The sequence below is a fragment of the Pseudoalteromonas sp. McH1-42 genome, from assembly GCF_022347845.1.
In the GTDB taxonomy this organism is placed as follows: domain Bacteria; phylum Pseudomonadota; class Gammaproteobacteria; order Enterobacterales; family Alteromonadaceae; genus Pseudoalteromonas; species Pseudoalteromonas rubra_D.
The window spans coordinates 205,997-229,037 of the sequence record NZ_JAKRFU010000012.1; the positions used below are offsets into that span (position 1 = coordinate 205,997).

Sequence of the window (23,041 nt, forward strand, 5' to 3'; positions counted from 1 at the left end):
AGTCGCCCGGACATAAAGCCGGGCGCTTTGTTTAGCTGTTTTATGACGGCTTAAGTGCTTCAATTATCAGAAATTCACCTTCATGACTGCGATGGACTTTATGTGATAGCTGGGTAAAACCAGTGTGTTGCAGCAGTCCTTTAACGCCGTTAAGTGTCTTCAATTCAGTGTGCACCTCTGTATTTCCTTCGGTAGGTGCATTCAGATCCTCGCATAACCAGATCTTACCGCCGGGCTTAAGTGCGCCGTAAATCAGTGCCATAGCTTGCTCCGGGCTTTGCCAGTGGTGGACAGAAAATGCAGCGATCACTAGGTCCTGAGTGTTTGCACTGACATCCAGTGCCTCTGCACCGGCTTCAAAAAACTGTAATTGAGCGTGTGAAAGGTTTGTTTTGCGTTGCCGCGCCTGCGCCAAAGCAATCATTTTAGGGGTTGGATCCAAAGCTGTTACACGTACGTTTACAGCAGCCTGTGCCAGGCATAAGCTCAGATACCCGCCACCGCAACCCAGTTCGATAATATTGAAATTAGATTGTACGCCTGCAAGTTCAGGGATCTGCTGGTGGAACGCCAGTTCCCCCCATTTGTTGTCGTAGCTGATGGCATCTTCATCATTCCAGTGGCTCATAAGTGTTCCTCGTGTATTGTCTTCTGGGTATCAGTATGCAGGTAAGCTATCGTGCGAGGCAGGGCTCAGATTTTGCGATAATCGGCTTATTATTAGATTTTGAGGTTGGACGGAGTTTGTAACGAACGAAATATTTACAGACACTTTTTTAGTCCACTTTTTGTCGAATTCCGTATTAACTAAAGAGACTAATAACACGGACTATGGATACGACGATGAGAAAGTTCTTTCTGGTGATGGCATTGCTGACGATGACCGGCTGTTCAACTAAATTTATCTATAAAAATGCCGACTGGCTGAGCTATTGGTATCTTGATGACTACATTTCGCTTACCGATGAACAGGAAGCACAGTTTGACGAGCGTTTGCTTGTCTGGCTGGACTGGCATAAGTCACAAGAGCTGACACGGTATGCCGAGCAGCTCACTATGCTGAAATCAGATATAGAAAATGACAAAATTACGTTGGAGCGCATTGGCTACCACCGCACACAGATGCTTGAGCATTGGCATCGCCTGCGCAACAAAGTGGTGCCAGATCTGGTCGAAATGGCCCCGATGCTCAGTGAAGAACAGGCCAGTGAATTATTTGATGAAATTGCTGAAGGAGAAGCTGAGCGGGCAGAGAAAAGGGCAAAGCGTTCTGAGCAGAAAAAGTACAAGCGTTGGCTAAAAGAGCGCAACAAGAACCTTAAGCGCTGGATAGGCAGATTGTCTGCTGAGCAGGAAAGTCGTATTGAGCAGTTATATGGGCAACTGGTCAGTACCTCAGATTTATGGTCAGACTATCGTGCGCATTATCAGGCGGAGCTCAGAGCCTTGTTTGCTCAGCCTGAACGTGGAGATGCATTTAAGGCGAGGTTGTCCGAGTTGCTGATGGCACCTGAGGTATTCCGCTCTGAGCAGCTCAACCTGGCCAATGAGCAAAATAGCAAAGCCAACCATCAGTATTTACTGGATGTGTATCAAAGTCTCAGTGATAAACAGAAAAAACGTTTAATATCAGAGTTAGAAGAGCTGATTGAGGACATTCAATCACTTGCAGCGGAAGACTAATGAAAAAGGCGACGCGCAATGCGTCGCCTGACTTTAATCCCGTTGGTTTAGTCTAGTAGAGTCAGTGCGGTGACGTTACGTACACCCGGCTGGCTCATATAGTCATTTTTAACACCGGTTACACGCAGCTTTTTGCCCAATAGAGAAGGGTTTAGCTGAGGGCTGTATGTCGCGCGCTGTGATGATTCCAACTTGATATACAGCTTGTTACCTGGCGCGTTTGGATCGCTCAGTTCCAGGGCATAAATGTTGTTGATGGCAGAAGTTATGGTACCGGCCACAACAACGGGTGTGCCATTGCTTTTTGCCAGTACTTCGCTGACGGTCATATCCAGATTTGGATCCGGATCTGGTGAAGTCGACGACGCCTTGGCAATTTCAGAGACGTTGCGGATCCCCGGCTGGCTCATGTACGAGTCGCGCTTACCGGTGATCACTAAAGTCTCATCCAGAATGCTCGGGTTCAGCTGCGGGCTGAATTCGGCGCGCTGGCTTGACTCAAGCTTGATGTTGATGGTGGTGCTGTCGTCAGATAAGTCTGACAGGACCAGAGCATAGATGCTGTTCAGCGGTGCTTTGACCTTACCGGTTAACGTGATGGTTTCACCCTGCGCGGTGGCCAGCGCCTGAGAGACGGACAGTGCGCTTGGTGCGATAACCAAATCCGTGACGTAGCGGATCCCTGGTTCGCCCATGTAGCTGTTACGCTTACCGGTTACCAACAAGGTTTTACCCAGAATTTCAGGGTTCAATTGAGGGTTGAAGTCGGCACGTTGATTGGACTCTAATTTGACATTGATGCTGACAGCCGGGTTATTTAAGTCAGTCAGTAACAGGCCATAGATACCATTGACGGCATCAGTCACTTTACCCTGAACGACTAACTCAGTACCGGTTGTCGCTGCCAAAGCGTCAGCAACGGAGACCGCAGTACCAGGTGTCGGATCAGGATCCGGATCTGGGTCTACCTGGCCCTGGCCATAAGGTGCATTGAAAGAGTTGTCTTTATAGGTATCAGTATCCCATGGGTTGAAGCCATTGCTTGGGTTGCTCCAGGGCTGGCCATTGTTGGGATCGAACATCTCCTCTGAGGTCATCGGCACTGGTGTTACGCGACCTGGTGTGCGGCCATTGGCACCATCAAAATGGGTATAACTCTCTGGCGTAGCCAGCCAGTTGACGATGTTAATTGACAGTACGGATGCGTGGCCCGGATCTGTCCAGCCTGGATAAGTCTTCTTAGTGTTGCCACTGTCCTGACGACGATACTTAGGTGTTGCATCTTCAATTGGTGAAGAGTCACCAATGAAGGCTGCTTTACCAGCGCCTGATTTAGCGATTGCTACATAAGGGCCTTCAGCTTCTCCGCCAAAATACAAACCTGAGTCTTTCGCATGTCGCCACTTAGTTGGATTATCGGTTTCAGCAAAGTAAACCAGTCCTTTGGCTTTTTGGCCGTCGACGATAGCCAGGGTTGCACCAGCAGCCATTAGGATAGGCGCGACACCTTGTGTCAGACCTTCGGTCTGATAAGCTGGTTCAACACCGCTCACGCCTTGTTTGTAGTCAACACCGTTAAAGCGAAAACGAATTCCGAAGTTTTCTACTAACCAGCCTTGTTGCGCGCTTTTTGGGTTACGCCAGTCACCATAAACGCCACCCATATTGTACTTGCTCAGATCAGAGCGGTTGTAACCGTTGAAGACTTCAGTTGCATCCCAGGTATTGAGGTTGCGATCCGCATCATAATGGTCGGCGATAAAGAAAATACCTTTACCCGCGGCTACGAAGGTTTCGAGCGCTTGTTGCTCTGCCAGGGTAAATGGACGGTTAGTTTCTGCCAGGACAAACACGTCAGCATGTTTGATGGCGTCATAAGTAATGATGGCTTCGTTTGCCTGAGTTGAGAAGCTGCGATCATCAAAAAAGCGAATTTTACCATCGTTATTCAAATCGACGCCGCGATATTCCTCAACGCGGTAACCTTCAGCGACTAGGGCGTCGGCGAAATCTGAAAATGCGCCGTCGATAACCCAGTCGGCATTACCTTCAACGCCACCGTGCGAGACGTCGAACAGAACGGTTTTGCCATTGCTTTGTTGTGCACTCGGTATTTTGACCGGTGCGGTATTATTCCAGTTATACGGTGTTGCAGCTTGCAAAGCGGTTGCGCTAAGCGCAAGCGTTACACCAAGGCCTAAAACTGTGAGTTTAGATAGTTTCATTATCAATTCCCGTTGTGAATATCAACCTGCCTGACTACCTTTGCTAAATGAGCGCATTAACTCAGTGCGTAAACCGATTGCGAACTAAGTTAAGCTCGCTGAATAGCCAAGTTTCCCTGGCAAGCACACAATCCTTTGGCCTCAAAATTGCGCGTTCAGTTCAGCAAGTTGATATGAAATTGCCGCATACTGCCTGTGATTACGGCGCGATATAAAAGCCACGCAAATGCGTGGCTTTTAATTTGTTTATCGCTCTGAAGTTCAGTCAGCAGACTGAGTCAGGTCGATTTGATAGATTGCAAAACCATCATCAGTGGTTTTGTTCAAAGGTGTGATATGGGCAAAGCGCGCACTGAATGCGGCAGCTTTATCCGACGGAGAGCTGTAAAATACCACGTTTGCGCCCTCTACCGGTGCGAATGACCAGTTACCATCCGCGCTTGGATCCATGCCGGTTTCAGGATTCTTGTTTGACTGAAGTGCAATGTAGTCGGCGACGACCTGACGGTTTTCGTTGGGAGAATCAACCACAATTTTCTCACCTGAGATCCCCGGGAAGTTACCGCCACCTGATGCACGATAGTTATTCGTTGCAACCAGGAACACCTGTTCATCCGTTACCAATTCGCCCTGGTAGGTGAGGGCTTTAATGCGGTTACCATCAGAGACTTTATTGCCTTTGGTGTCGTATCGAGCAGGCTCGGTCACATCAATTTGATAGCTCACGCCATCCAGCACATCAAAGTTATAAGAAGGGAAGTCGGTATTAACCAGAACCTGAACATCTTCACTGTTTGGCATGATTTGGTTAAACTGACCCGCTGACATTTCCAGCCATTGCTTAACTTCAGCACCATTGAGTTTAAGAACTTTCAGTACGTTTGGGTATATATACAGGTCGGCTACGTTACGATAAGCAATGTCTCCTTTATCGACCGCTGTAAAGTCGTCTGGGCCACCACGTCCTGCTCTGAACGGCGCGCCTGCCGATAACACAGGTAGACCGTCCAGTTCAGTCCCTTTGACAATTGTTTGCGTATACCAAAGCTGAGCATCGGTAACAATTTGAATTGACGGATCGTCGTTAACGAGTGCGAAATAGCTGTTGACCTCATCAGCAATCTTAGCAAACGGCTCGTTTACCCAGGTTTTGGTTTCTTCATGTGCGGTCATTGACGCGTTTTCGACCTGTGCATCGTTAACTGCCAAAGATGTGACGGTGCGATCTGGGTTGGTGATAGAAATCGGTTGCAGCGTAGACTGAGAGTCTTTTACCTGCCACCCATCTGCACCGTATTCTAACGTCATGTCTATGATGCCCAGGTTATTACCCCAAAAACCAGGCATCACGGCAGCTACGCCATTGATGGTGCCCTTCTCATTGTCGACACCATGTTCTTCAAGGCCTGCATAGCGCGAACCCGGGAAATTAGCATGGGCATGGCCAAACATGATGGCGTCAATGCCGTCGACTTTTGACAGGTAGTAGCTGGCATTCTCAGCCAGAGGTTTCTTTTCAGCCGTTTCCAGTCCAGAGTGAGGAATAGCAATGATGATGTCCGCGCCTTCTTCTTTCATCTTAGGCACATAGTGATTGGCCATATCGACGATGTCTTTGGCAATAACCTGACCTTCCAGGTTTGCTTTGTCCCACTGCATGATCTGAGGTGGAACAAAACCGATGTAACCGATTTTCAGCGTTTGTGTGTCACCGTTTTTATCAATGACTTGCTTCTCTTTGATAAGATACGGAGTGAAAAGTGGTACATCGTTGCTTGGGTCATCGTCACCGTCATCCTTAAATACGTTGGCAGAGATATACGGGAACTTGGCGTCGTCGATGGCTTCGTCCAAAAACTCCAGACCAAAGTTAAATTCATGGTTACCGATATTCGCTACATCGTAATCCAGCGTGTTCATCGCCTCATAAATGGGATGTACATCACCTTCTTCAAGGCCTTTGACTTTTGCCATATAGTCGCCAAGCGGGCTGCCCTGGATCAGGTCACCATTGTCAACTAATACAGAATTCTTAACTGCCTCACGCGCCTGGCGGATCAGAGTTGCGGTTTTGACCAGACCGACTTTGTCATCTGCTGTGTTCGAGAAGTAGTTGAAGTTCATCAGGTTAGCATGCAGATCAGTGGTTTCCATGATGCGCAGCTCAAGCAGTGTACCTTCAGCAATCACGGGCTCATCAGGCTGTTTATCGTCATCCGTTGGCTTATCGTCGTCTGTTGGCTTATCGTCGTCTATTGGCTTATCGTCGTCTGTTGGTTTATCGTCATCTGTCGGTTGCTTGTCGTCGTCAGTTGGCTGCTTGTCATCTACAGGCTGCTTATCATCGTCCGTTTGCTGCTCTTTTGGCGGCTCTTTGAATTGCAACTCGTTGTCGCTATCCGAACAACCAGCGAGTAACGCGGCACTGCCGCAAAGCATTGCGAGTGTTAGTAATTTTAATTTCATAATCCTGACTCTGTAATTGTTTCAGGGGCAGTACTATAGAAACCAAAAAAGACAAAGAGGCTAAGAATTCATGGCATCTGTGTGCCATATATATGGCTAATAAATGACTTTAGTTTGGGTGTTAACATCTCGGAAAACATCCTGTTTTAAACTGTACTGTTATGAAAAATAAAGGCTTTCTCGGTTTTAATGGTGTGTATGTGTGACTCTTTGTGAAATAACATTATTGATGTACGTGGAGTTGAGTTAAACCTGAAAAACGCTCTTTCCCTCGAGTTTTTACGCTTCACAGCGCACAGAATGTCATTATGACTGCTATTTTATCGTTGTCATTATTGAATATTTTGTATGAGTATAAATATACCCATACAGTGCAATTATTTATTGTTAGCTTGATAAAGCTGATCAATACCGGGAATATTCAGCTCCCAGCGCGGTTTATGCTCGCCGATATAGTGCCGTGCAGCATCCAAAAATAATCGGGTTCTGACGGGTAGATCCCGGTGTGGATAGACGGCATACACCGCGCTGTAGTCGGGCAAATTGACATGCGTCAGCATCGGGACCAGCTGATCTGTATCGACGCCATCGGCAAAAAAGAAGGCCGGTGCGGTAAAAAATGCGGTATGTGATAACACTTTGGACATCAGAGCTTCGGCATCATTGGAGCGAAACACGGGTGTAATGGGCTGTTCCTGAGGCTTGCCATTTTCATCTATGTAACTGATGGACTCAAAACGCAAATGGGAGCTGCTGTAGGAAGCCGCAGGTAAGTCGGCCAGATCGGCCATGGTTTTGGGCTCGCCATAGGTGTCGATAAAGCGCTGTGTTGCCAGGATCAGCATTTTGTTTCGGGCTATCTTGCGGGCAACCAGAGACGAGTCACGTGGCTCACCAACCCGAAAGGCCAGATCATACCCTTCAGAGATCATATCAACGACCCGATCATCCATGCGTATCTCAACACTGACCTGAGGAAAGCGCTTCTGGAAGTCGTTGATGACTGGCATCAGGTAATGTTGGCCAATATAACTCGATGCGGTAATGCGCAATAACCCTCTGGGCTCCTGGTGATAGTTTTCAGCCAGTTGCACGGTATCTTGCAATAACAAGCGCAGATCTGCTGCCTTTTTTACCATTTCAGCACCGGCCGCAGTCAGGGAAAAGGATCGGGTGGTGCGATTCAGGAGTCGAACCCCCAGCTCTTCTTCGAGCTTGCCTATTTGTTTGGAGATCACTGAACGGTCTATATTTCTCAGTTCAGCGGCCTTAGAAAATGACCCCTGCTCAACAACTTCGAGCAACATAATCAAGCGGCTGGTGGTATCCATAATCTGTCCTTTCAACACAAAGAAAAGTTTATTGGTGCCATTCTGGCACTAATGTTTTTAAAAAACTACCATTTTTCTTCACGGTAATTCTTCGTACCATCATATCAACTCATACTGTCGGAGAATGTCATGAATAAAATTAGCTATACACTCAGTGCGGTCGCACTTGCTTTAGTGCTTAGTGGTTGTAGTCAGCCAAGCGCACAGGAAGGGCAGCAGCCACCGCCACTGACCATTGATGTGGCACAGGTCAAAATGGCGCCGGTCCAGTCCTGGCATACCTTTACTACGCGTTTGCAGGCACCAGAGCGGGTTGTGCTTAAGCCGCGTGTGTCTGGCCAGGTGGAGCAGATGACATTCAAAGAAGGTGAGCGGATTGAGAAAGGTCAGATCCTGTTCAGACTCGATCCGCGTCCGTTTGAGGTGCAGGTTGAAACCCTGAATGCACAACTGGTGAGTGCCGATGCAGCCCTGATGCAGGCCAAAAGTGAAGCGCGTCGTGCTAAGCAGCTGGTGGCTGAGAAAGCCATGTCAACCGAGCTGGCTGAGCAGCGTGCGGCGACATTGCGTCAGGCACAAGCTAATCGTGATGCCATTGCGGCGCAACTGAAAAAAGCGCGTCTGGATCTGGAGTTTAGTCAGGTTGAAGCGCCGATCAGCGGGGTTGTATCTCGTGCTATCGTGACCAAAGGTAACTATGTGAGTGCGGGCGAAACCACACTGGCAACCATAGTGTCAGATCAGCAGATCTATGCTTATTTTGATGTGGACGAACGCACCTGGAGCGACAAATTTGCCGGTGTTGATGCTACCGATGCGGTCACGGTGCAATTGCAGCGTATTAATGGTGGCGCATCTGTACCTGGCGTGGTCGATTTTATCGACAATGAAATTAACCCGAATACCGGTACGTTAGGTGTTCGCGCAGTATTTGATGCGCAGCAGCATGGTCTTAAGCCGGGTGCGTTTGCTCGAATTTCTTTAGGCGCCGCCGATGCGACCACAATGCCGTTAGTGCCTGAGCGTGCCATTGGCACTGATCTGAAAAACCGCTTTGTGTTGACCGTTGATGCTAACAACACCTTGCAATATCGCCTGGTGGAGTTGGGCGAGCGCTATGGTGCATTCCGCGCGATTAAATCAGGCCTGGAAGATGGGGATAAAGTGGCGGCCAATGGCCCTGCTCGTGTCGGCCCGGGTATGCCAATTACGCCAAATATGGTCACGCTCAACCTGGATGACACCCGTCTTGTGATTGCACAGCGCGACATTCAGCTCAGCGCTGCAAACTAAGAGGCCGTTATGAACTTTTCTCACTTTTTTATCAGCAGGCCGATTTTTGCGGCCATGCTCTCGCTGGTGTTTGTGATCACCGGTGCTATTTCACTGTTTCAGTTGCCGGTCAGTGAGTATCCGGAAGTAGTGCCACCCACGGTTGTGGTGAATGCCAGCTACCCGGGCGCAAACCCCAAAGTTATTGGTCAGACTGTTGCAACGCCCCTTGAGCAAGAACTGAATGGCCTCGAAAACATGTTGTACCATTCATCTCAGGCAACCAGCGATGGTCGTTTAACTTTGACTGTGACGTTTGCCTTGGGTACCGATCTGGACCAGGCACAAGTTCAGGTGCAAAACCGCGTGAATAACGCCTTGCCTCGTCTGCCGCAGGAAGTTCAGCGGCTGGGTGTGACAGCACAAAAGTCATCACCTAACCTGGCGTTGGTGGTCCACTTGGTTTCTCCAGATGGTCAGCAGGATACCTCTTACATGGCCAACTATGCGGACATCTATATTAAAGATGAGCTAAAGCGTTTGCCAGAAGTAGGCGATCTGCAACTATTTGGTGGTGCTAAATACTCTATGCGTGTGTGGTTAAACCCCGATGCGCTGGCTGCCCGTAACTTGACAGCAGGTGATGTGATCAGCGCATTACGTGCGCAAAACCAACAGGTAGCAGCAGGCTCTCTGGGGGCTCAACCTTCACCGGATGAAAACCAGTTTCAGGTATTGTTAAACGTAAAAGGTCGCTTAACTCAGATTGATGAATTCGAAGAAGTGATCATCAAAGTGGGCGAGCAGGGCCAGATCACACGCTTAAAGGATATTGCCCGCGTTGAGCTGGGTCAGGAAAACTATGCGCTGCGTGCCATGCTGGACAACCAACCTGCGCTGGCCATGCCTGTCTTCCAGCGTCCGGGCTCTAATGCCATTGCCTTGTCTGATAACGTACGTGCGACAATGGCACGCCTGTCTAAAGACTTCCCGACGGGCATGACCTACGAAATTGCCTATGACCCGACTGTATTCGTGCGCGGCTCAATTGATGCGGTTATTCAGACCTTGCTAGAAGCCATCCTGCTGGTTGTTGTGGTTGTGGTGGTATTTTTGCAAACCTGGCGTGCGTCAATCATCCCATTAATTGCTGTGCCGGTGTCACTGATTGGTACCTTCGCGGTAATGCAGATGCTGGGCGTGTCTATTAATACGCTGTCTTTGTTTGGTCTGGTACTGGCCATCGGTATTGTTGTGGACGACGCCATTGTGGTGGTTGAAAACGTAGAGCGTAACATTGCTGACGGATACAGTCCGTTTGAGGCAACTAAAATTGCCATGACCGAAGTAACCGGTCCAATTATCGCGATTGCCTTTGTACTGTGTGCGGTCTTTATTCCGACGGCATTCATTACCGGATTGTCGGGTCAGTTCTATAAGCAGTTTGCCCTGACCATCACGATTTCAACTTTGATCTCTGCCTTTAACTCACTGACCTTGTCGCCTGCGCTTTCTGCCTTGTTGTTGAAGTCGCATGATGCCCCTAAAGATGGTCTGACTCGTGTACTGGACAAACTGTTTGGTGCCTGGTTGTTCAAACCGTTCAATCGCATGTTCGACAAAGGTGCACAAGGTTACGAGAAGCTGGTACAAAAGCTGATCCGCATGAGTGTTGTCGTGGGTGTGGTTTACTTAGGTCTGGTGGGGTCAACGGTTGACTTGTTTAATTCAGTGCCGGGTGGCTTTATTCCTCAGCAGGATAAGCAATATTTGGTTGCGGTGGCACAACTGCCAGATGCTGCCAGTCTGGACAGAACAGAAGCCGTTGTCAGACAAATGCAGGCGATTGCGCTGGAAGTACCAGGTGTTGCCCATACTGTGGCATTCCCGGGTCTGTCGGTAAATGGTTTTACTAACAGCACTAACAGCGGCATCGTGTTTACGCCACTGGCTGATTTTTCGGAGCGTCAGGATCCCAGCCTCTCGGCCCATGCGATTGCGATGCAACTGAATATGCGTTTTGCTGAAATTGATGAGGCTTTTGTAGCGGTCTTCCCGCCGCCGCCAATTCTTGGTCTGGGTACCACAGGTGGCTTTAAGCTGCAGCTTCAGGACAGAGGTAATAAAGGGTTCGAAGCCTTGTTTGCGGCGCTGCAGGGTACCATTGGTCTGGCTCAGCAACATCCGGCACTGACGGGTCTGTACTCCAGCTTCCGTATCCAGGTACCACAGATGGACATTAACGTTGACCGTGAGCAGGCACTACTACAAGGTATTCCGCTGGATGAAGTGTTCAGTGCACTACAGGTTTATCTTGGCTCTGTGTATGTGAATGACTTTAACCTGTTTGGTCGCACTTACCAGGTAAAAGCACAGGCCGACGCTGAGTTTCGTGCCAAACAGTCACAGATCAACAATCTGAAGGTACGCAATGCCGCTGGCAATATGGTACCGCTGGGCTCGGTAGTGACGGTGACACCCACCACAGGTCCGGATCGGGTAATGCACTATAACGGTTATATGACGGCTGAACTAAACGGCAGTCCAGCGCCGGGTTACAGCTCAGATCAGGCCAAAGAAGCGATTGAATCTGTACTGGCCGAGAGCTTACCGGAAGGGATCAGTTATGAGTGGACTGAGGTAACTTATCAGCAGATCCTAGCGGGCAATACCATGGTATATGTGTTCCCTCTGGTTGTGGTGTTGGTCTTCATGGTACTGGCTGCACAATATGAGAGTCTGCGTTTACCGCTTGCCATCATCTTGATAGTGCCAATGACGATATTCTCTGCACTGGCGGGTGTCTACATGCTTGGTGGTGACAATAATATCTTCACCCAGATTGCACTGATTGTACTGGTGGCACTGGCCTCAAAGAACGCGATTCTGATGGTTGAGTTTGCCCGCGATAAACATAAAACCGGCGCTACCCACCTGGAAGCCATCATGGAGGCGTGTCGCTTACGACTGCGTCCTATCCTGATGACCTCAATTGCCTTCACAGCTGGTGTAGTCCCTCTGGTACTGGCGTCAGGGGCAGGAGCAGAGATGCGTCAGGCAATGGGTAATGCAGTGTTCTTCGGGATGATTGGAGTTACGGTATTTGGCTTACTATTTACGCCTGTCTTCTACCGCCTGGTCACCTTAAACGATAGCTCAAAGGACAGTGCGAACGAGCTTGTTATAGAGAAAGAGTAGTTAACAGGATTTAAACACCTGTCACAACATTGAGTTGTTTGACAGAGACCAAGATGGTTTAATAGCAACAATTGCGAAGTTTTGCCCATAATCGGAAAGTTAAGATTATGGGCAACCAGGCCTCAAAATGGCCGAAAAGCGGAGAAAACCACTCATGTCAGTCGAAAAATCCACCATGCGAGCGCTGGAACTGCGTCAATGTGGCGCCGAGTTTGACTTAGCGATGGCAGAGCACGCCATGCCAGTGCCGGGAGACAACGAGTTACTGGTTGCCATAGATTATGTGGCACTGAATCACCTGGACGCACGGATGGCAAAAGACGGATTTTGCCAGTGGCAATATCCTCACGTTTTGGGACTGGATGCCGTCGGGACTGTGGTGTCAGCTGCTAAAGGGGTATTTCCACCCAAAGGCAGTCGAGTGTTGTTTAATGCCAGCCTGGCAGAGCAGGGGATGCTAAAAGAGTACGCGGTTGTACCCAGCCACGCGGTGTCGGAAGTACCGGATGGCATGAGCGGCGAAGTGGCAGTGTCTTTACCCAATGCGGGGATGGCAGCATTGCTGGCACTGGATAAAATGCAGGTGCAGGACGGTGACTCCTTAGCCATCAACAGCGCGCAAGGTGCCGTGGCTCACTTTGCAGTGCAATATGCCAAGCAGCGCGGTGCTCAGGTGTTTGCTTTCGCACAAAAAGAACACCACAAGAGACTGAGTAAACTTGGTGCAGACTGGGTATTCGATTGCGAATCTGAGTCGGTGTGCGAACAGATCAAGCGAGAAATGGGGCCAGGTGGTTTTGACTGTATCCTGAATACACAAGGCGGCGACTCCTTTTTAAATGACCTGCGTCATCTGAGATTCTGTGGTCGGATCGCTTGTCTGAATGGCTTTGGCACTATTCCGGAAGAGCTACTTTTTGAGAAAGCGCCCAATATTGGGGTGGTCTCAGTCGCCGGTGCCTGGATGGCCAATAGTTTGTGTGCCCAGCAGCATTTGTGTTTTATGGGCCGACAGCTGCTCGATGATGTGAGCAATGGCCGAATTAAGGCTCCTGAGGTTAAATTGCTCGACTTTAGTGTTGACACCGTACGCGATGCACTGAGTTGCCTGTTGGGCAAAACCTGCCAGCAACGCCCGGTGATCCGCATTACGCGCGATTAAACCGAAACGATATTTATGAGTTGTAAAGCCCGGCCTGATAGTCGGGCTTTTTTAATTTTTTTCCGAGTATGTTGTTACGCTCCATTTTGTCCAACTTTTAAAAAACACCTGTCTTTGGTAACCGCAACCTTATGTTTACTTTGGGTTTATTCCGTGGGACTATGGAATTAGTTATAAAGCCCTTTTTTTGTCGGATTGCATTCCGACATTTTGGCGTCGGGTAAGTAGTTATGTTACAAGGAAGCTTTGATGAAGATTGATTTGCAAAGTAAAACACGAGTCGAGAATGGAGTTATTGAGTCATATTGGTTTGAAAATAAGAACATCGGGTTATCAAAGACTCTTTTTCATAGAGTAATACTCCCTCTTGCTGCGTTTGATTCTGGCCTTGATTGTGATGTGCAACCAACTAAAACTGAAATCGTTCTAGATTGGTATGAATTGGATTTAACTGACCCTTCTAATTTGGATGGCGTGAATTTGAGTCATTCCGCTTATACAGAGGCTGAAGGATCTGTATATATCGGCTGCGTTCATAACTGGTGTGATGTTAAAGAGTTAAATATTTATAAAAACCAGGATGGTAGTTTCAAGGTGTCTGGAAGCATTTCCGTTGAGTTTAACAACGAGGGGGTTGCTGAAAATGAAGATTTTTCATTCCAGACTTGTTGTAAGTACATTGAAACTTAGTACATACATCAACATGTGGGCTAGTAAAGCTGGGTGGCTCATATCTTACCTATTTTTAGCTAATCATCCACGTATTCCATATGGTGCGTTGTAAGTAAAGAATATGTCGAGCCATACTTATCTTAAATGTAAGGTTATGATAATTATAAATTTTCTTCTTTCAGTAGTGACGATGATGTGAATTTATGGGTGTTTATCAGATGGTCAGACAGGGGATGGACCTTGTGCTATAACCTTTGCTTTCAATGTACTGCCTCTTTTCGTAATTAGCATACTGGTTAGTTTTATATGGTTTGTTTTTTCCTTCAAAAATTCAAAGGAGCAGGCTGGCTACTTTGCTTTAGTAATTTTATTATTATGGCTTGCTACGTATCTTTTTATGTATGCAAAGATAAATAGTCTCTTATGACAGGCCAATTATCAGAGCTGCATGCTAGATTGCAATGTATAGGTTTACCTGTTCGAGCAATCAATGCTGTTATTGATTCGGAACACAAATATCTGAGGTTTCTCAGGTACGGGCGTCATATACAAAGGGGAAACAGACTACTATGAAAATTCAAATCACAAATATATCTGGTCATCAGACAAGCAAAGTGTTCGCAATTACGTTAGCAATTTTAATGTTGCCGTTTAGCTTTATATCCATATTTTTCTTCTTAATGACTCCAGAAATGAAGACCAACAATGGAGAACAAATCCCAAACTTTCCATTTTTATTTTTCGCTTTTGCACCCGTATTTTATGGGGTTATGTTTTACTTTATGCAGCGCTTGTTTTGTTGGGTTTACAACTTGGTCGCCAAAAAGGTAGGCGGCTTTGAGTTTGAAACCTCCGAGTAATTGGTACATAACAGGCGCCTACAAAAAGTAAAGTTGTTTAGGTACTCAGCGTAAGCGGTTTAGTAATTGGGCCTTATACGGGAATGGTTGTGGCGTCAGAAATCAATAAAAAACTTGGTCTAATTTGGCTATCAAAAGCGCTGCAACCTACAGGGGTAAAACAGAAGGCTTGCGTTTTGTTGTTGCTAATTTAGTCTGATATTTTGAGTTGGCTAAGCGATCGCTATGTGTCTTGTCTGAAAATGAAGATTTAAATGAACTCCTTACTCCTTCTAAGTTTGATTATTCTGGGTGCTTTTATAGGCCTCAGTAATTGGTATGCGTACTTCTCCGCTATTTTTAGAAATGGTAGCACTTCATTTGTGCCCTATGTTGGTGCAACTTTATTGTTTCTGGGATTGTGGTTTGGGCCATACAAGGCATTTTGGCCGTTAGCGTTCGTGCTAGACTTCACGGTACTACCCATGTTGTTGGTGGCAGTTTTCGGTGCATTAAAGCAAAGCCGTAAAAACACATAACAAGATGGGTAAAAAGTATGCACAACCCGCCCTAGAAAAAGGCGACATCCACTTAAAAGTGGCTTACATTTTCCATGGTCGGCCCATACGTTTGATATTGAGCTTGGCAGCGACAGGGCTCTTTATATTTCGCTCCGGCTCAGCAAATGAAAGTTGATTGCTATCTAGCAAAATCTCAGTTGCCATCTTCGATGAAAAAAGATGGCTAGTATTAATTTGGTGGCAGCTTTTTTTGGGCATATCGTGTAGACTGGGGTTATCACTTATGTGTTGTTATTTGGTGGGTTTTTGGCGAAATAAATTCGATCCAACAAAGCCGTAAGTGTCCATCATACTGATTTTAAATATAAATATCTGGGGGCTCCTAAGAGCAAGGCGTTAGCTATTGTCAATCTAAGGAGAAAATCGAAAAGTGAAGTACCTATCTATATTAACCTTTCTAGCCATTTCGGGCTGTTCCAGCTCATTTGATACAAACGAATATTCAAATTTAAAAGTAAGATACGGTGAAACAACCGTTGCTGAATTAGTTGAGTCGATCGGTTTACCGTCGAAAATTATTGAGGGAACAGCCGAGTCAAAGAGTTATAAATTGTATGGCTACAAAGATGGAAATGATTTTACTCGTGTGTATATTCCAACGGCAACACCACTGGGTAATGGTAATTATATTTCAGGAGCTAACGTTTGGGACGTTGAATCCAAGGAAAATTTCGATTTATCATGTATCGTGAACGAAAATAATATAGTAATTGAATGTGAAAGAGGTAGTAAGTGAGCTTTCTTAAAGTTTTGTCAACGGTTTTTATTTTTACAATATTAAGTGGTTGTGCATCTACAGCTAAAACTAACCTTTTGGATACTCCTGTTCTTGAGAAAGATACTTCTTTAGTTGTTCTGTATTATGTTCCAGAATACAAAATAAATTATACGGAAGAGGGTTTTTTGCATGAAGATCGTAAAGGCTCTGAATTTTCGGGCGTTTGGGATCTAGAGCGGGACATGAGTCCCTATCTAAGTAACTACTTTAATGAAAATGGCTTTAATGCAGTAGAGGTTTCAAATTTCATCGATTCATCTGAGGTGAAAAAATACATCATGTCGCCTCAGAAATCCAAAGAGAATGAAGAAATAAAAAATAAAATTTTGGCTGATTTAAAAGAAAAAGGTGAAGTTTTGTTAGTTGAAGTGTACATCACAGATGTAGAGGCAAGTACAAACCTAGTTTCTCAATCAGGGCTATACGGATGGCTAAATTTTAAAGTTACTGACGTGAAAACAAAAGAATAGGTTCTACATAATTATAACTGGATCGTTTATAAATTTAAGCATGACAGTGAAAATATAAAAAAGGCAGTAGAAAAAAATGATTTGTTGAATTTCAAATCTTTTTTGAAGAAATCTGTTGATACTTTGACAATCCAAAAGTACACAGCAATTAACGAAAGGCCTATACTAACTATTATCAATGAACCAAAATAATTAGTCTGTATTAATCTATAGCTAATAAGCTGACTAATTGGGAAATTTTACTGTACTGTTTTTGCTTACTCTGCGCGGGCAAATAACCCAGAAAAGTCTGGCGATTATCATAGCGCTGGGGGGCCTCATAACCGAAGCCTCCTAAGCGTTTGTATGTACGTATAGCCCTGTGCAATTGCTTCTCTGCCATAACATAACTGCTTCGTCGTATTACCCCTTAGCCGAGTCTAGGTGCCGAGTGCAAAATATGCGACATTCCTCCTAAACATGGCGTACTTTTGCAACGACGTCTACGCTTATAGTCTCGAATAGCCATTAGGCTTTAGATACCTAGCCGAAGGTGATCTGCGAGAGGTTTAGACTAACAATCAGATTGCTAAATCATGTTTGTATGTACACCCACCCGAAATCTGAAGTTTGGCTAGACGAGCAAGTTTATTTTGTTTTGTGAATTTACTGGTGGGTACCTTTGAAATTTGACGGGCTGTACCTCTTTTTTGGGGGCTGGAGTTGGTCGGCACTTATACTAATATATTGTTAGCATTCAAGCATAACTAAGGAGAGATGTATGAGTAATGTAGTAAACGACGAACCCATATTAACTTTGATTGGAAAACCTTCCAGGGTTTATACAACAGGAGATATGTTAACTGAGGACTTTGTTCCAAATCGTGTGAATATTGAACTGTCTGAATCTGGTGAAATCGTAAGAGTTTGGATGGGGTAAAAGGAGCCAATCATGAGTGAGTGTAATTTAGCTTTAAATGCAAACGTAAATTTAAAAGAACAACCTAATGGTCTATATGTTCACGGTTCAGTAATGGTGTATACCGCTGAAACCGAAGTCGCAATCGAAGAAGCTGACGTTCAAGGTATTAATCCGAGCATATTACTACTTAAGTTAACAATTACCCCTAACCCTGGCCCAATGAAAGGTATTCCGCGTCATTTTTCATTTGAAAAACAGGGCGCTGATGTAAGCCAATACACCCAGGTTCAAGTCGTAACTAATCAAGGTGAAAGTTGTACTGTTAACATTTCAGTGTTTGGCTAAAATGCTAGTAAGGCCAGTCAGCAGAACGCGGCAAGCTGCGACTCTGCTGGCGGCTTTAGAAAGACATGTGAATAGGCAACCTCTGCAGAGGTTCTAAAAGCACTCCGTAAGGAAGTGAACTTTGCGTGTGCTATGTGCGGAAACCCATTTCTCACTGGCACCATTTAAATCCTCCTTGGAGACAGCATCATAGTCCACGCATTAAGCCTAGAGAATGCTGCCCATGCAGACGGTGGACACATTGCAGTTCAACAACTCTGAGACTACAAGCGACTATTGAATGATGAAGGAATTGTTGCCGCTAAGTGGCCCTGGAGTTACAGACATAAACCCTCAGTTGATATTTTTTCGCATCTCATTGAAGCGGGCGCTTTCGGAGAATAAGCGGCACTTACCTAAAAATGGCGTACTTTTGCAACGATGTCTACGCTTAGAACGTGCTCAAAGGGTTGAGGCTAATAGACTATGCCAACTGTAGGGAAGAAGCTGGTTAGCTTAACCGGTACTAGATATCATCACTGTATATCCCGGCGTGTTTTCCGGGCATTTTTGTGTGGCACAGACCGCGTAACAGGCGAGTCATATTTATATCGGCGAGATTGGATCGAGGGTAAGTTATTGAGCATTCACGGGGTGTACTGGAAGAGTAGAAGAGCGGAGGGTCCAATTGTCTTGCATTTCTATATTATCCCTGTCTATATTGGTCTGTGAATTTACGGGTGGATGCCTCTGATAAATTCAGCTTTTCTAGGTATACCGTATAGGATGGTGGTATCTCGCAGGGGGTTCTATATGGTGAATTTTTTGCGAAATAAATTAGACAAAGTAATGTCATGTGCAGCTATCATATTGAATTGAAAAGTGAATATATCGGGGTGCCTCAGAACAAGCCGCTAGTTATCAATCAAGGAAAGATAATGAAAAAGCTTTTTTTTGTATTTGTAGCACTATTTTTGTTTGGCTGCTCGAGCATTCCGCTCTCGACAATGCTTAAATATCGCAACTTTGATGAACAAAGTTTTGCCGCGCTAAACCCTTCGCAAATTCGTTCGAAAATTTGGTTGTCAGAGCCTTTTACGTTAAACATGGAAAAAATTAATCTAAGCCTCAGTTTAGTGAATGAAAGAGGGCATAGTAATTTTACATTTCCACTCATTCTTGTAAAACGGGATAAGATAGCTGCGCAAGAAGGCTTTTTTTCGTCCGAACCTGCAAAAACAGAATACACATTCAGACTTTCAGAACTTGCAGTCAATAACTTCCAGAAAACACAAAATTTACTATCACAAAAAGTACATCAAAAGCTATCTTTCTCAATTGGTGCCGGCTTTAACGAAGAGCCTGAAGACGGAGAAACTGTTTATATCTCAATATCGCTTCAACTTGAAGATAATGAGGGGTATTTTACACTTATCAATGAGGCTGAGGTCGATTTTAGACAAGGCGGCTGACAAGACAATGTAACTCCACCCTAAACTGGCGTATGGAAGGTACACCGTCTACATTTATTCAAATAGTACTCAAAGGATTGAGGGGGATAGAATATGCGAACAGCAAGGAAGAGGCAGTGCAACCAATCGGATATCAAATATTACAAAGGTATAGGTTGTTGTTGTGAGTGGAATGGTTTGGGGGCAGGTGTTTGAACGGCATCTACGCTAAAACGCTGTCATAACTTTGGAGTTAGCATGCGATATTGTGTTTGTTTTCTTTTACCATTAATTTTTTCAGGTAATGCTTTAGCTACATGTAGTGGTGTGAGTTGTACTGGGGTTAAAGTTACAAGAATCGTTGTTGAGTCTGATGGCGGTACGACAATAAGCACTTCTGGAGATGAGTCAAAATTATCATGTGACGCTGGTATTAATGGATACATTAAACTAGATCCGAGCTCTAAGAATTATGACTCTGTGTATTCACTTTTGCTAACCGCTCACACAACAGAACATCCGATTTGGGTAAGAACTACAGATAGTGGTGTGTGTAAGTTGATTTACGCCGTATCTGACAAATAGTTTTAACAAGACATTCAATCGGACAATATACCCTTGGCTTCTTTCTTTAAGGGCGCACTTATTTTTTGCGACTATTAATGGCCGTTTTAGTTGGAGTTATGTCTACTCTAAGTAGAGTTAAAAGGACAAAGACAGCGAGGGCAGCATGCTAAATAAAGTATTAATGAAAAATATTTCTATGTTTTCTTTAGCCTTAATTCCAATCGTCTCTGTAAACGCTAAAGCAGATTCAATTATTAACGAGCTTGCTGGATCATCTGAGAAAATTTGGCAAGTGCAGGCGTTTGATATCGACCTGGGAACTTCAAGTAAATGCACAGAGGGTCTTCAATATATTTTTGATATCAGCGGTACACTGACTATACGCTTTTGCAACAATGCTAAAGTTGAAATCAGTCAATATCCTTTTCATACTGAGGCTGACGGGATAGATAAGTTCATCTTTTATGATGGACAGAAATATCGGCTAGTTTACTCGAAAAAGACAAATTATTTAGGGTTGGAAGAGGAAGAGTTGGTGATTCGCGAGGATGGGTCTAAGCAGAACGCTACAATTGACATCATCATGATTCATATTCCTTGAGGGACAGAGCATGGAACGAGCCGAGCTCCTGAATTTTCGGATTAGCATAGTTAGTACAGTGATTGCTGGATTCAGCGTCATATCTGGCGTGGTCATATACATCCATGGTTTGAACGAATCGATTGAGAAAGAACAAGCTCTTATCAACATGCGTTCTAAGGTTGAGTACCAACGCAAGCTGTGGGATGAACGTCGCGAAAGCTACAAGGCACTGGCGGTTACTCTCGGAAGTATTGCAGCGGAAATTGATATCGACAAAAAGATATCGTCGGAATCTCTAAAATCATTTTCGGAGGCTTATTGGGGTTTACTAATTTTGGTGGAAAACGAGTCCGTAAAGTCTGAATTGGTTAAGTTGAAAGACGATTTGCGGGATTTAGAGAAAAGTCGCATCTCGGCTAACAAGATTAAGTTGCGTATAGAGCGAATAATTTCTCTGAGTAAAACCCATATAGATGAGGCGGTAGATGCACAAAAATTTTAGGTTCTTTGCCCTACTTGTATGCTTCTATTTTTGTTTTTGGCCGGCATGGGCGACAAGTGCACAATTCGATAAGGTTCACTTACTCTTAGTCAGTAACGGTCATTATGTTGATAAGTCCAGGGGTGACAAGGAGCGTGATGCTGCAGCCCTCGTCGATTTCAGTGGTGCTCACGTTTCAGCAATGGTTGTTCATTCTCTACTCGATAAACACTTAGGGTTGGCTTCATCCACTTTGCTGCGCTCTGATAATCGTCGTATCGTCAGTAAGGATGACGTTTTCAATGTGCTGAATTCTCTTAAACGAAAGATCGACACGACAGGTCAGAATGAATACCTTATTGTTTACTACGTGGGGCACGGTTTTGGGGAAGGCATTGCTTGGAACTACTTCCTTCAACCTGGGAATGTCGAACTCCCTAGTAGGATAAATTCCTTTGATATAGAAGCCTTAGCCAATCAACTTATTTACGTGGGAAGTTTGAACGATAAATTGATAGAACTTGGTCTTCCTTACACATTATTGATTGACGCATGCTATGAAGGCAGCGCCGTGGATTTAGCTGGTGTATCGCTTTTATCGGATAAGGCCAAACAAAACCTCAAAGATGTCGCTGCTCATTTAAAGTTCATGAACCAATTTCGAGGAGTCAACCCGGTTGTTTTCTCGGTGCAACCGGGAGGCACTGTTCGCACCGTCACTCACCCTCTTAATCCCAGTCTTTCATATAATATTGGTCCTCTGGCACGCCGTCTCGTCTTGGGAGCGCGTCAATGGCCATCAAATAGTGCTGTATCACTTGAGCAGATTATCCGCTCGATACAATCCCCGCAACTAGATGAACGGACAAAAGCTGCCGTGTCTTTCGCAGATTTTGGGCCTGGTTATTCTTTTCATAGGACGCACAGTGACACTCGTGTAATGGTCGATAGGGTTTGGGGTTCGGCCAAATCAACTGATTTACATCTACTACAAGAAACATACCGAAACAATGAAGCATCAACTAACGCAAACTTAGGCGACTCGATTGAAATTGAGTTCGCCACAATAGCTATCTTGGGTAATTCTGGTGAGTACATATCTGATGGTAAGGATTATGTCTTCACCACTGGAACCGAAAAAATAAGCATCGAGACTTGGACTGAAGATGAGCTTGTCTTGCACATGGAATTAGAGGGTGAGAGCTGGTCATTCTCTATTGCAGCCCCTGAGGGGGAGCGATTTGAGGCTAAGCATTACAAAAATGTCCACCGACATCCTTTCCAAGAGGGCGTACAAGCGGGTTTGGAAGTATCTGGTGCCGATCGAGGATGCAACGAAATTTCAGGCGACTTCGAGATAGATTCGATTAGCTACACAGGTGGCATACCAAGTGCCTTGTCCTTGTCTTATAGACAGTTCTGCGAGAATGAACAGCACCCTATCAGAGGAACGGTAATAATTGAAATTCAAAAGGCGAAAATGCTTATGACAGGCTCCTGATGGAAATACTGGATACTTTCAGTTTATCCAGAGACTTGAGTTAGTGACCGGATAACAATTTCATGCATTCGAACAGCAAAGTATTGCACCTCGTTAAAGTGTTTTCTGTTAGTAAAAATTCTAATCAGGAACTGTTTATAGGGGATTTCCAGGCCACTTTTCGGTTTCCAAAAGCCACCTGTTTATCAAATTTCGACTCGACTACTGGCTTAGCTTGCATAGAAGTAGTGCTTGGGGATCTCGGGCCCAGTTTTATTCTCTGTATTCTATAAATCGTCTTCGTGCGGTTGCAGTAAGTACTATATTGATAGAAAGAGACAGGCACTTAGTGTGCTTGTGTATTTGCTAAATATAGTGTTCCGATTGGTGCGATCTTGAGCGAGGATGAAACGATGAGAAGTATGATTCTATGGTTGTTGGTTGCATTTGCTTCAGCGAATGTGATGGCGAAGAATATCTGGTGTAATGGTAAAATCACCAATATATATTGATGCAAGCAATAATGTCATCATTAATGGTAGTTGGAGAAATCACTATACAAGAATATGTAATACCG

18 protein-coding genes are annotated in these 23,041 nt (G+C 45.3%); 14 read left to right on the forward strand and 4 right to left on the reverse strand.

Annotated elements, in window-relative coordinates:
- Positions 1-40 precede the first annotated feature (40 nt).
- Positions 41-628, reverse strand: coding sequence for a class I SAM-dependent methyltransferase (locus MHN31_RS12610; RefSeq protein ID WP_239444417.1), 588 nt, complete (start codon positions 626-628; stop codon positions 41-43).
- Between the two features lie 215 nt (positions 629-843).
- Between MHN31_RS12610 and MHN31_RS12615 the strand changes: the two genes are divergently transcribed.
- Positions 844-1,683: a DUF6279 family lipoprotein gene (locus MHN31_RS12615; RefSeq protein WP_239444418.1), complete on the forward strand. Its 840-nt coding sequence runs from the start codon at positions 844-846 to the stop codon at positions 1,681-1,683.
- A gap of 47 nt (positions 1,684-1,730) precedes the next feature.
- Here MHN31_RS12615 and MHN31_RS12620 read toward each other — a convergent pair whose 3' ends face one another.
- From MHN31_RS12620 to MHN31_RS12630, 3 genes are all read right to left on the reverse strand, one after another.
- Complete coding sequence (locus MHN31_RS12620; protein WP_239444419.1) at positions 1,731-3,908, reverse strand: DUF6359 domain-containing protein; 2,178 nt, start codon at positions 3,906-3,908, stop codon at positions 1,731-1,733.
- A gap of 261 nt (positions 3,909-4,169) precedes the next feature.
- Entirely contained in the window at positions 4,170-6,374 is a 2,205-nt protein-coding gene (locus MHN31_RS12625) for a bifunctional 2',3'-cyclic-nucleotide 2'-phosphodiesterase/3'-nucleotidase (protein ID WP_239444420.1), read from the reverse strand.
- A 377-nt stretch (positions 6,375-6,751) separates the two neighbouring features.
- Entirely contained in the window at positions 6,752-7,705 is a 954-nt protein-coding gene (locus tag MHN31_RS12630) for a LysR family transcriptional regulator (RefSeq protein ID WP_010381740.1), read from the reverse strand.
- A 129-nt stretch (positions 7,706-7,834) separates the two neighbouring features.
- Between MHN31_RS12630 and MHN31_RS12635 the strand changes: the two genes are divergently transcribed.
- The 13 genes from MHN31_RS12635 (at position 7,835) to MHN31_RS12695 (ending at position 22,485) form a co-directional block, all read left to right on the forward strand.
- Positions 7,835-8,998: an efflux RND transporter periplasmic adaptor subunit gene (locus MHN31_RS12635; RefSeq protein WP_138539595.1), complete on the forward strand. Its 1,164-nt coding sequence runs from the start codon at positions 7,835-7,837 to the stop codon at positions 8,996-8,998.
- Between the two features lie 9 nt (positions 8,999-9,007).
- Complete coding sequence (locus MHN31_RS12640) at positions 9,008-12,175, forward strand: multidrug efflux RND transporter permease subunit (protein WP_239444421.1); 3,168 nt, start codon at positions 9,008-9,010, stop codon at positions 12,173-12,175.
- 154 nt (positions 12,176-12,329) lie between these two features.
- On the forward strand, positions 12,330-13,337 hold the full coding sequence (locus tag MHN31_RS12645) for a zinc-binding dehydrogenase (RefSeq protein ID WP_010381733.1): 1,008 nt from the start codon (positions 12,330-12,332) through the stop codon (positions 13,335-13,337).
- Positions 13,338-13,586: 249 nt separating this feature from the next.
- On the forward strand, positions 13,587-14,027 hold the full coding sequence (locus tag MHN31_RS12650; RefSeq protein ID WP_125561589.1) for a hypothetical protein: 441 nt from the start codon (positions 13,587-13,589) through the stop codon (positions 14,025-14,027).
- A 551-nt stretch (positions 14,028-14,578) separates the two neighbouring features.
- Entirely contained in the window at positions 14,579-14,869 is a 291-nt protein-coding gene (locus MHN31_RS12655; RefSeq protein ID WP_125561587.1) for a hypothetical protein, read from the forward strand.
- Positions 14,870-15,799: 930 nt separating this feature from the next.
- Positions 15,800-16,165 carry a hypothetical protein gene (locus tag MHN31_RS12660; RefSeq protein WP_239444422.1) on the forward strand — a complete coding sequence of 122 codons (366 nt, stop codon included), beginning with the start codon at positions 15,800-15,802 and terminating at the stop codon, positions 16,163-16,165.
- Positions 16,162-16,677 (forward strand): hypothetical protein, encoded by a 516-nt coding sequence (locus tag MHN31_RS12665; RefSeq protein ID WP_239444423.1) that lies wholly within the window; start codon positions 16,162-16,164, stop codon positions 16,675-16,677. Before MHN31_RS12660 ends, MHN31_RS12665 begins: the two co-directional genes overlap by 4 nt.
- A gap of 760 nt (positions 16,678-17,437) precedes the next feature.
- A complete protein-coding gene (locus tag MHN31_RS12670; RefSeq protein ID WP_239444424.1) occupies positions 17,438-17,596 on the forward strand; it encodes an I78 family peptidase inhibitor in 159 nt (52 codons plus the stop codon).
- Between the two features lie 12 nt (positions 17,597-17,608).
- On the forward strand, positions 17,609-17,923 hold the full coding sequence (locus MHN31_RS12675) for a hypothetical protein (RefSeq protein ID WP_125561579.1): 315 nt from the start codon (positions 17,609-17,611) through the stop codon (positions 17,921-17,923).
- A 917-nt stretch (positions 17,924-18,840) separates the two neighbouring features.
- The gene (locus MHN31_RS12680) at positions 18,841-19,374 is read left to right on the forward strand and encodes a hypothetical protein (RefSeq protein WP_239444425.1); all 534 of its coding nucleotides are present in this window, start codon (positions 18,841-18,843) and stop codon (positions 19,372-19,374) included.
- A 709-nt stretch (positions 19,375-20,083) separates the two neighbouring features.
- Complete coding sequence (locus tag MHN31_RS12685; protein WP_239444426.1) at positions 20,084-20,521, forward strand: hypothetical protein; 438 nt, start codon at positions 20,084-20,086, stop codon at positions 20,519-20,521.
- A 10-nt stretch (positions 20,522-20,531) separates the two neighbouring features.
- Positions 20,532-21,005 carry a hypothetical protein gene (locus MHN31_RS12690; protein ID WP_194867377.1) on the forward strand — a complete coding sequence of 158 codons (474 nt, stop codon included), beginning with the start codon at positions 20,532-20,534 and terminating at the stop codon, positions 21,003-21,005.
- Positions 20,989-22,485 carry a hypothetical protein gene (locus tag MHN31_RS12695; protein WP_239444427.1) on the forward strand — a complete coding sequence of 499 codons (1,497 nt, stop codon included), beginning with the start codon at positions 20,989-20,991 and terminating at the stop codon, positions 22,483-22,485. The genes MHN31_RS12690 and MHN31_RS12695 overlap by 17 nt, the downstream gene beginning before the upstream one ends.
- Positions 22,486-23,041 lie beyond the last annotated feature (556 nt).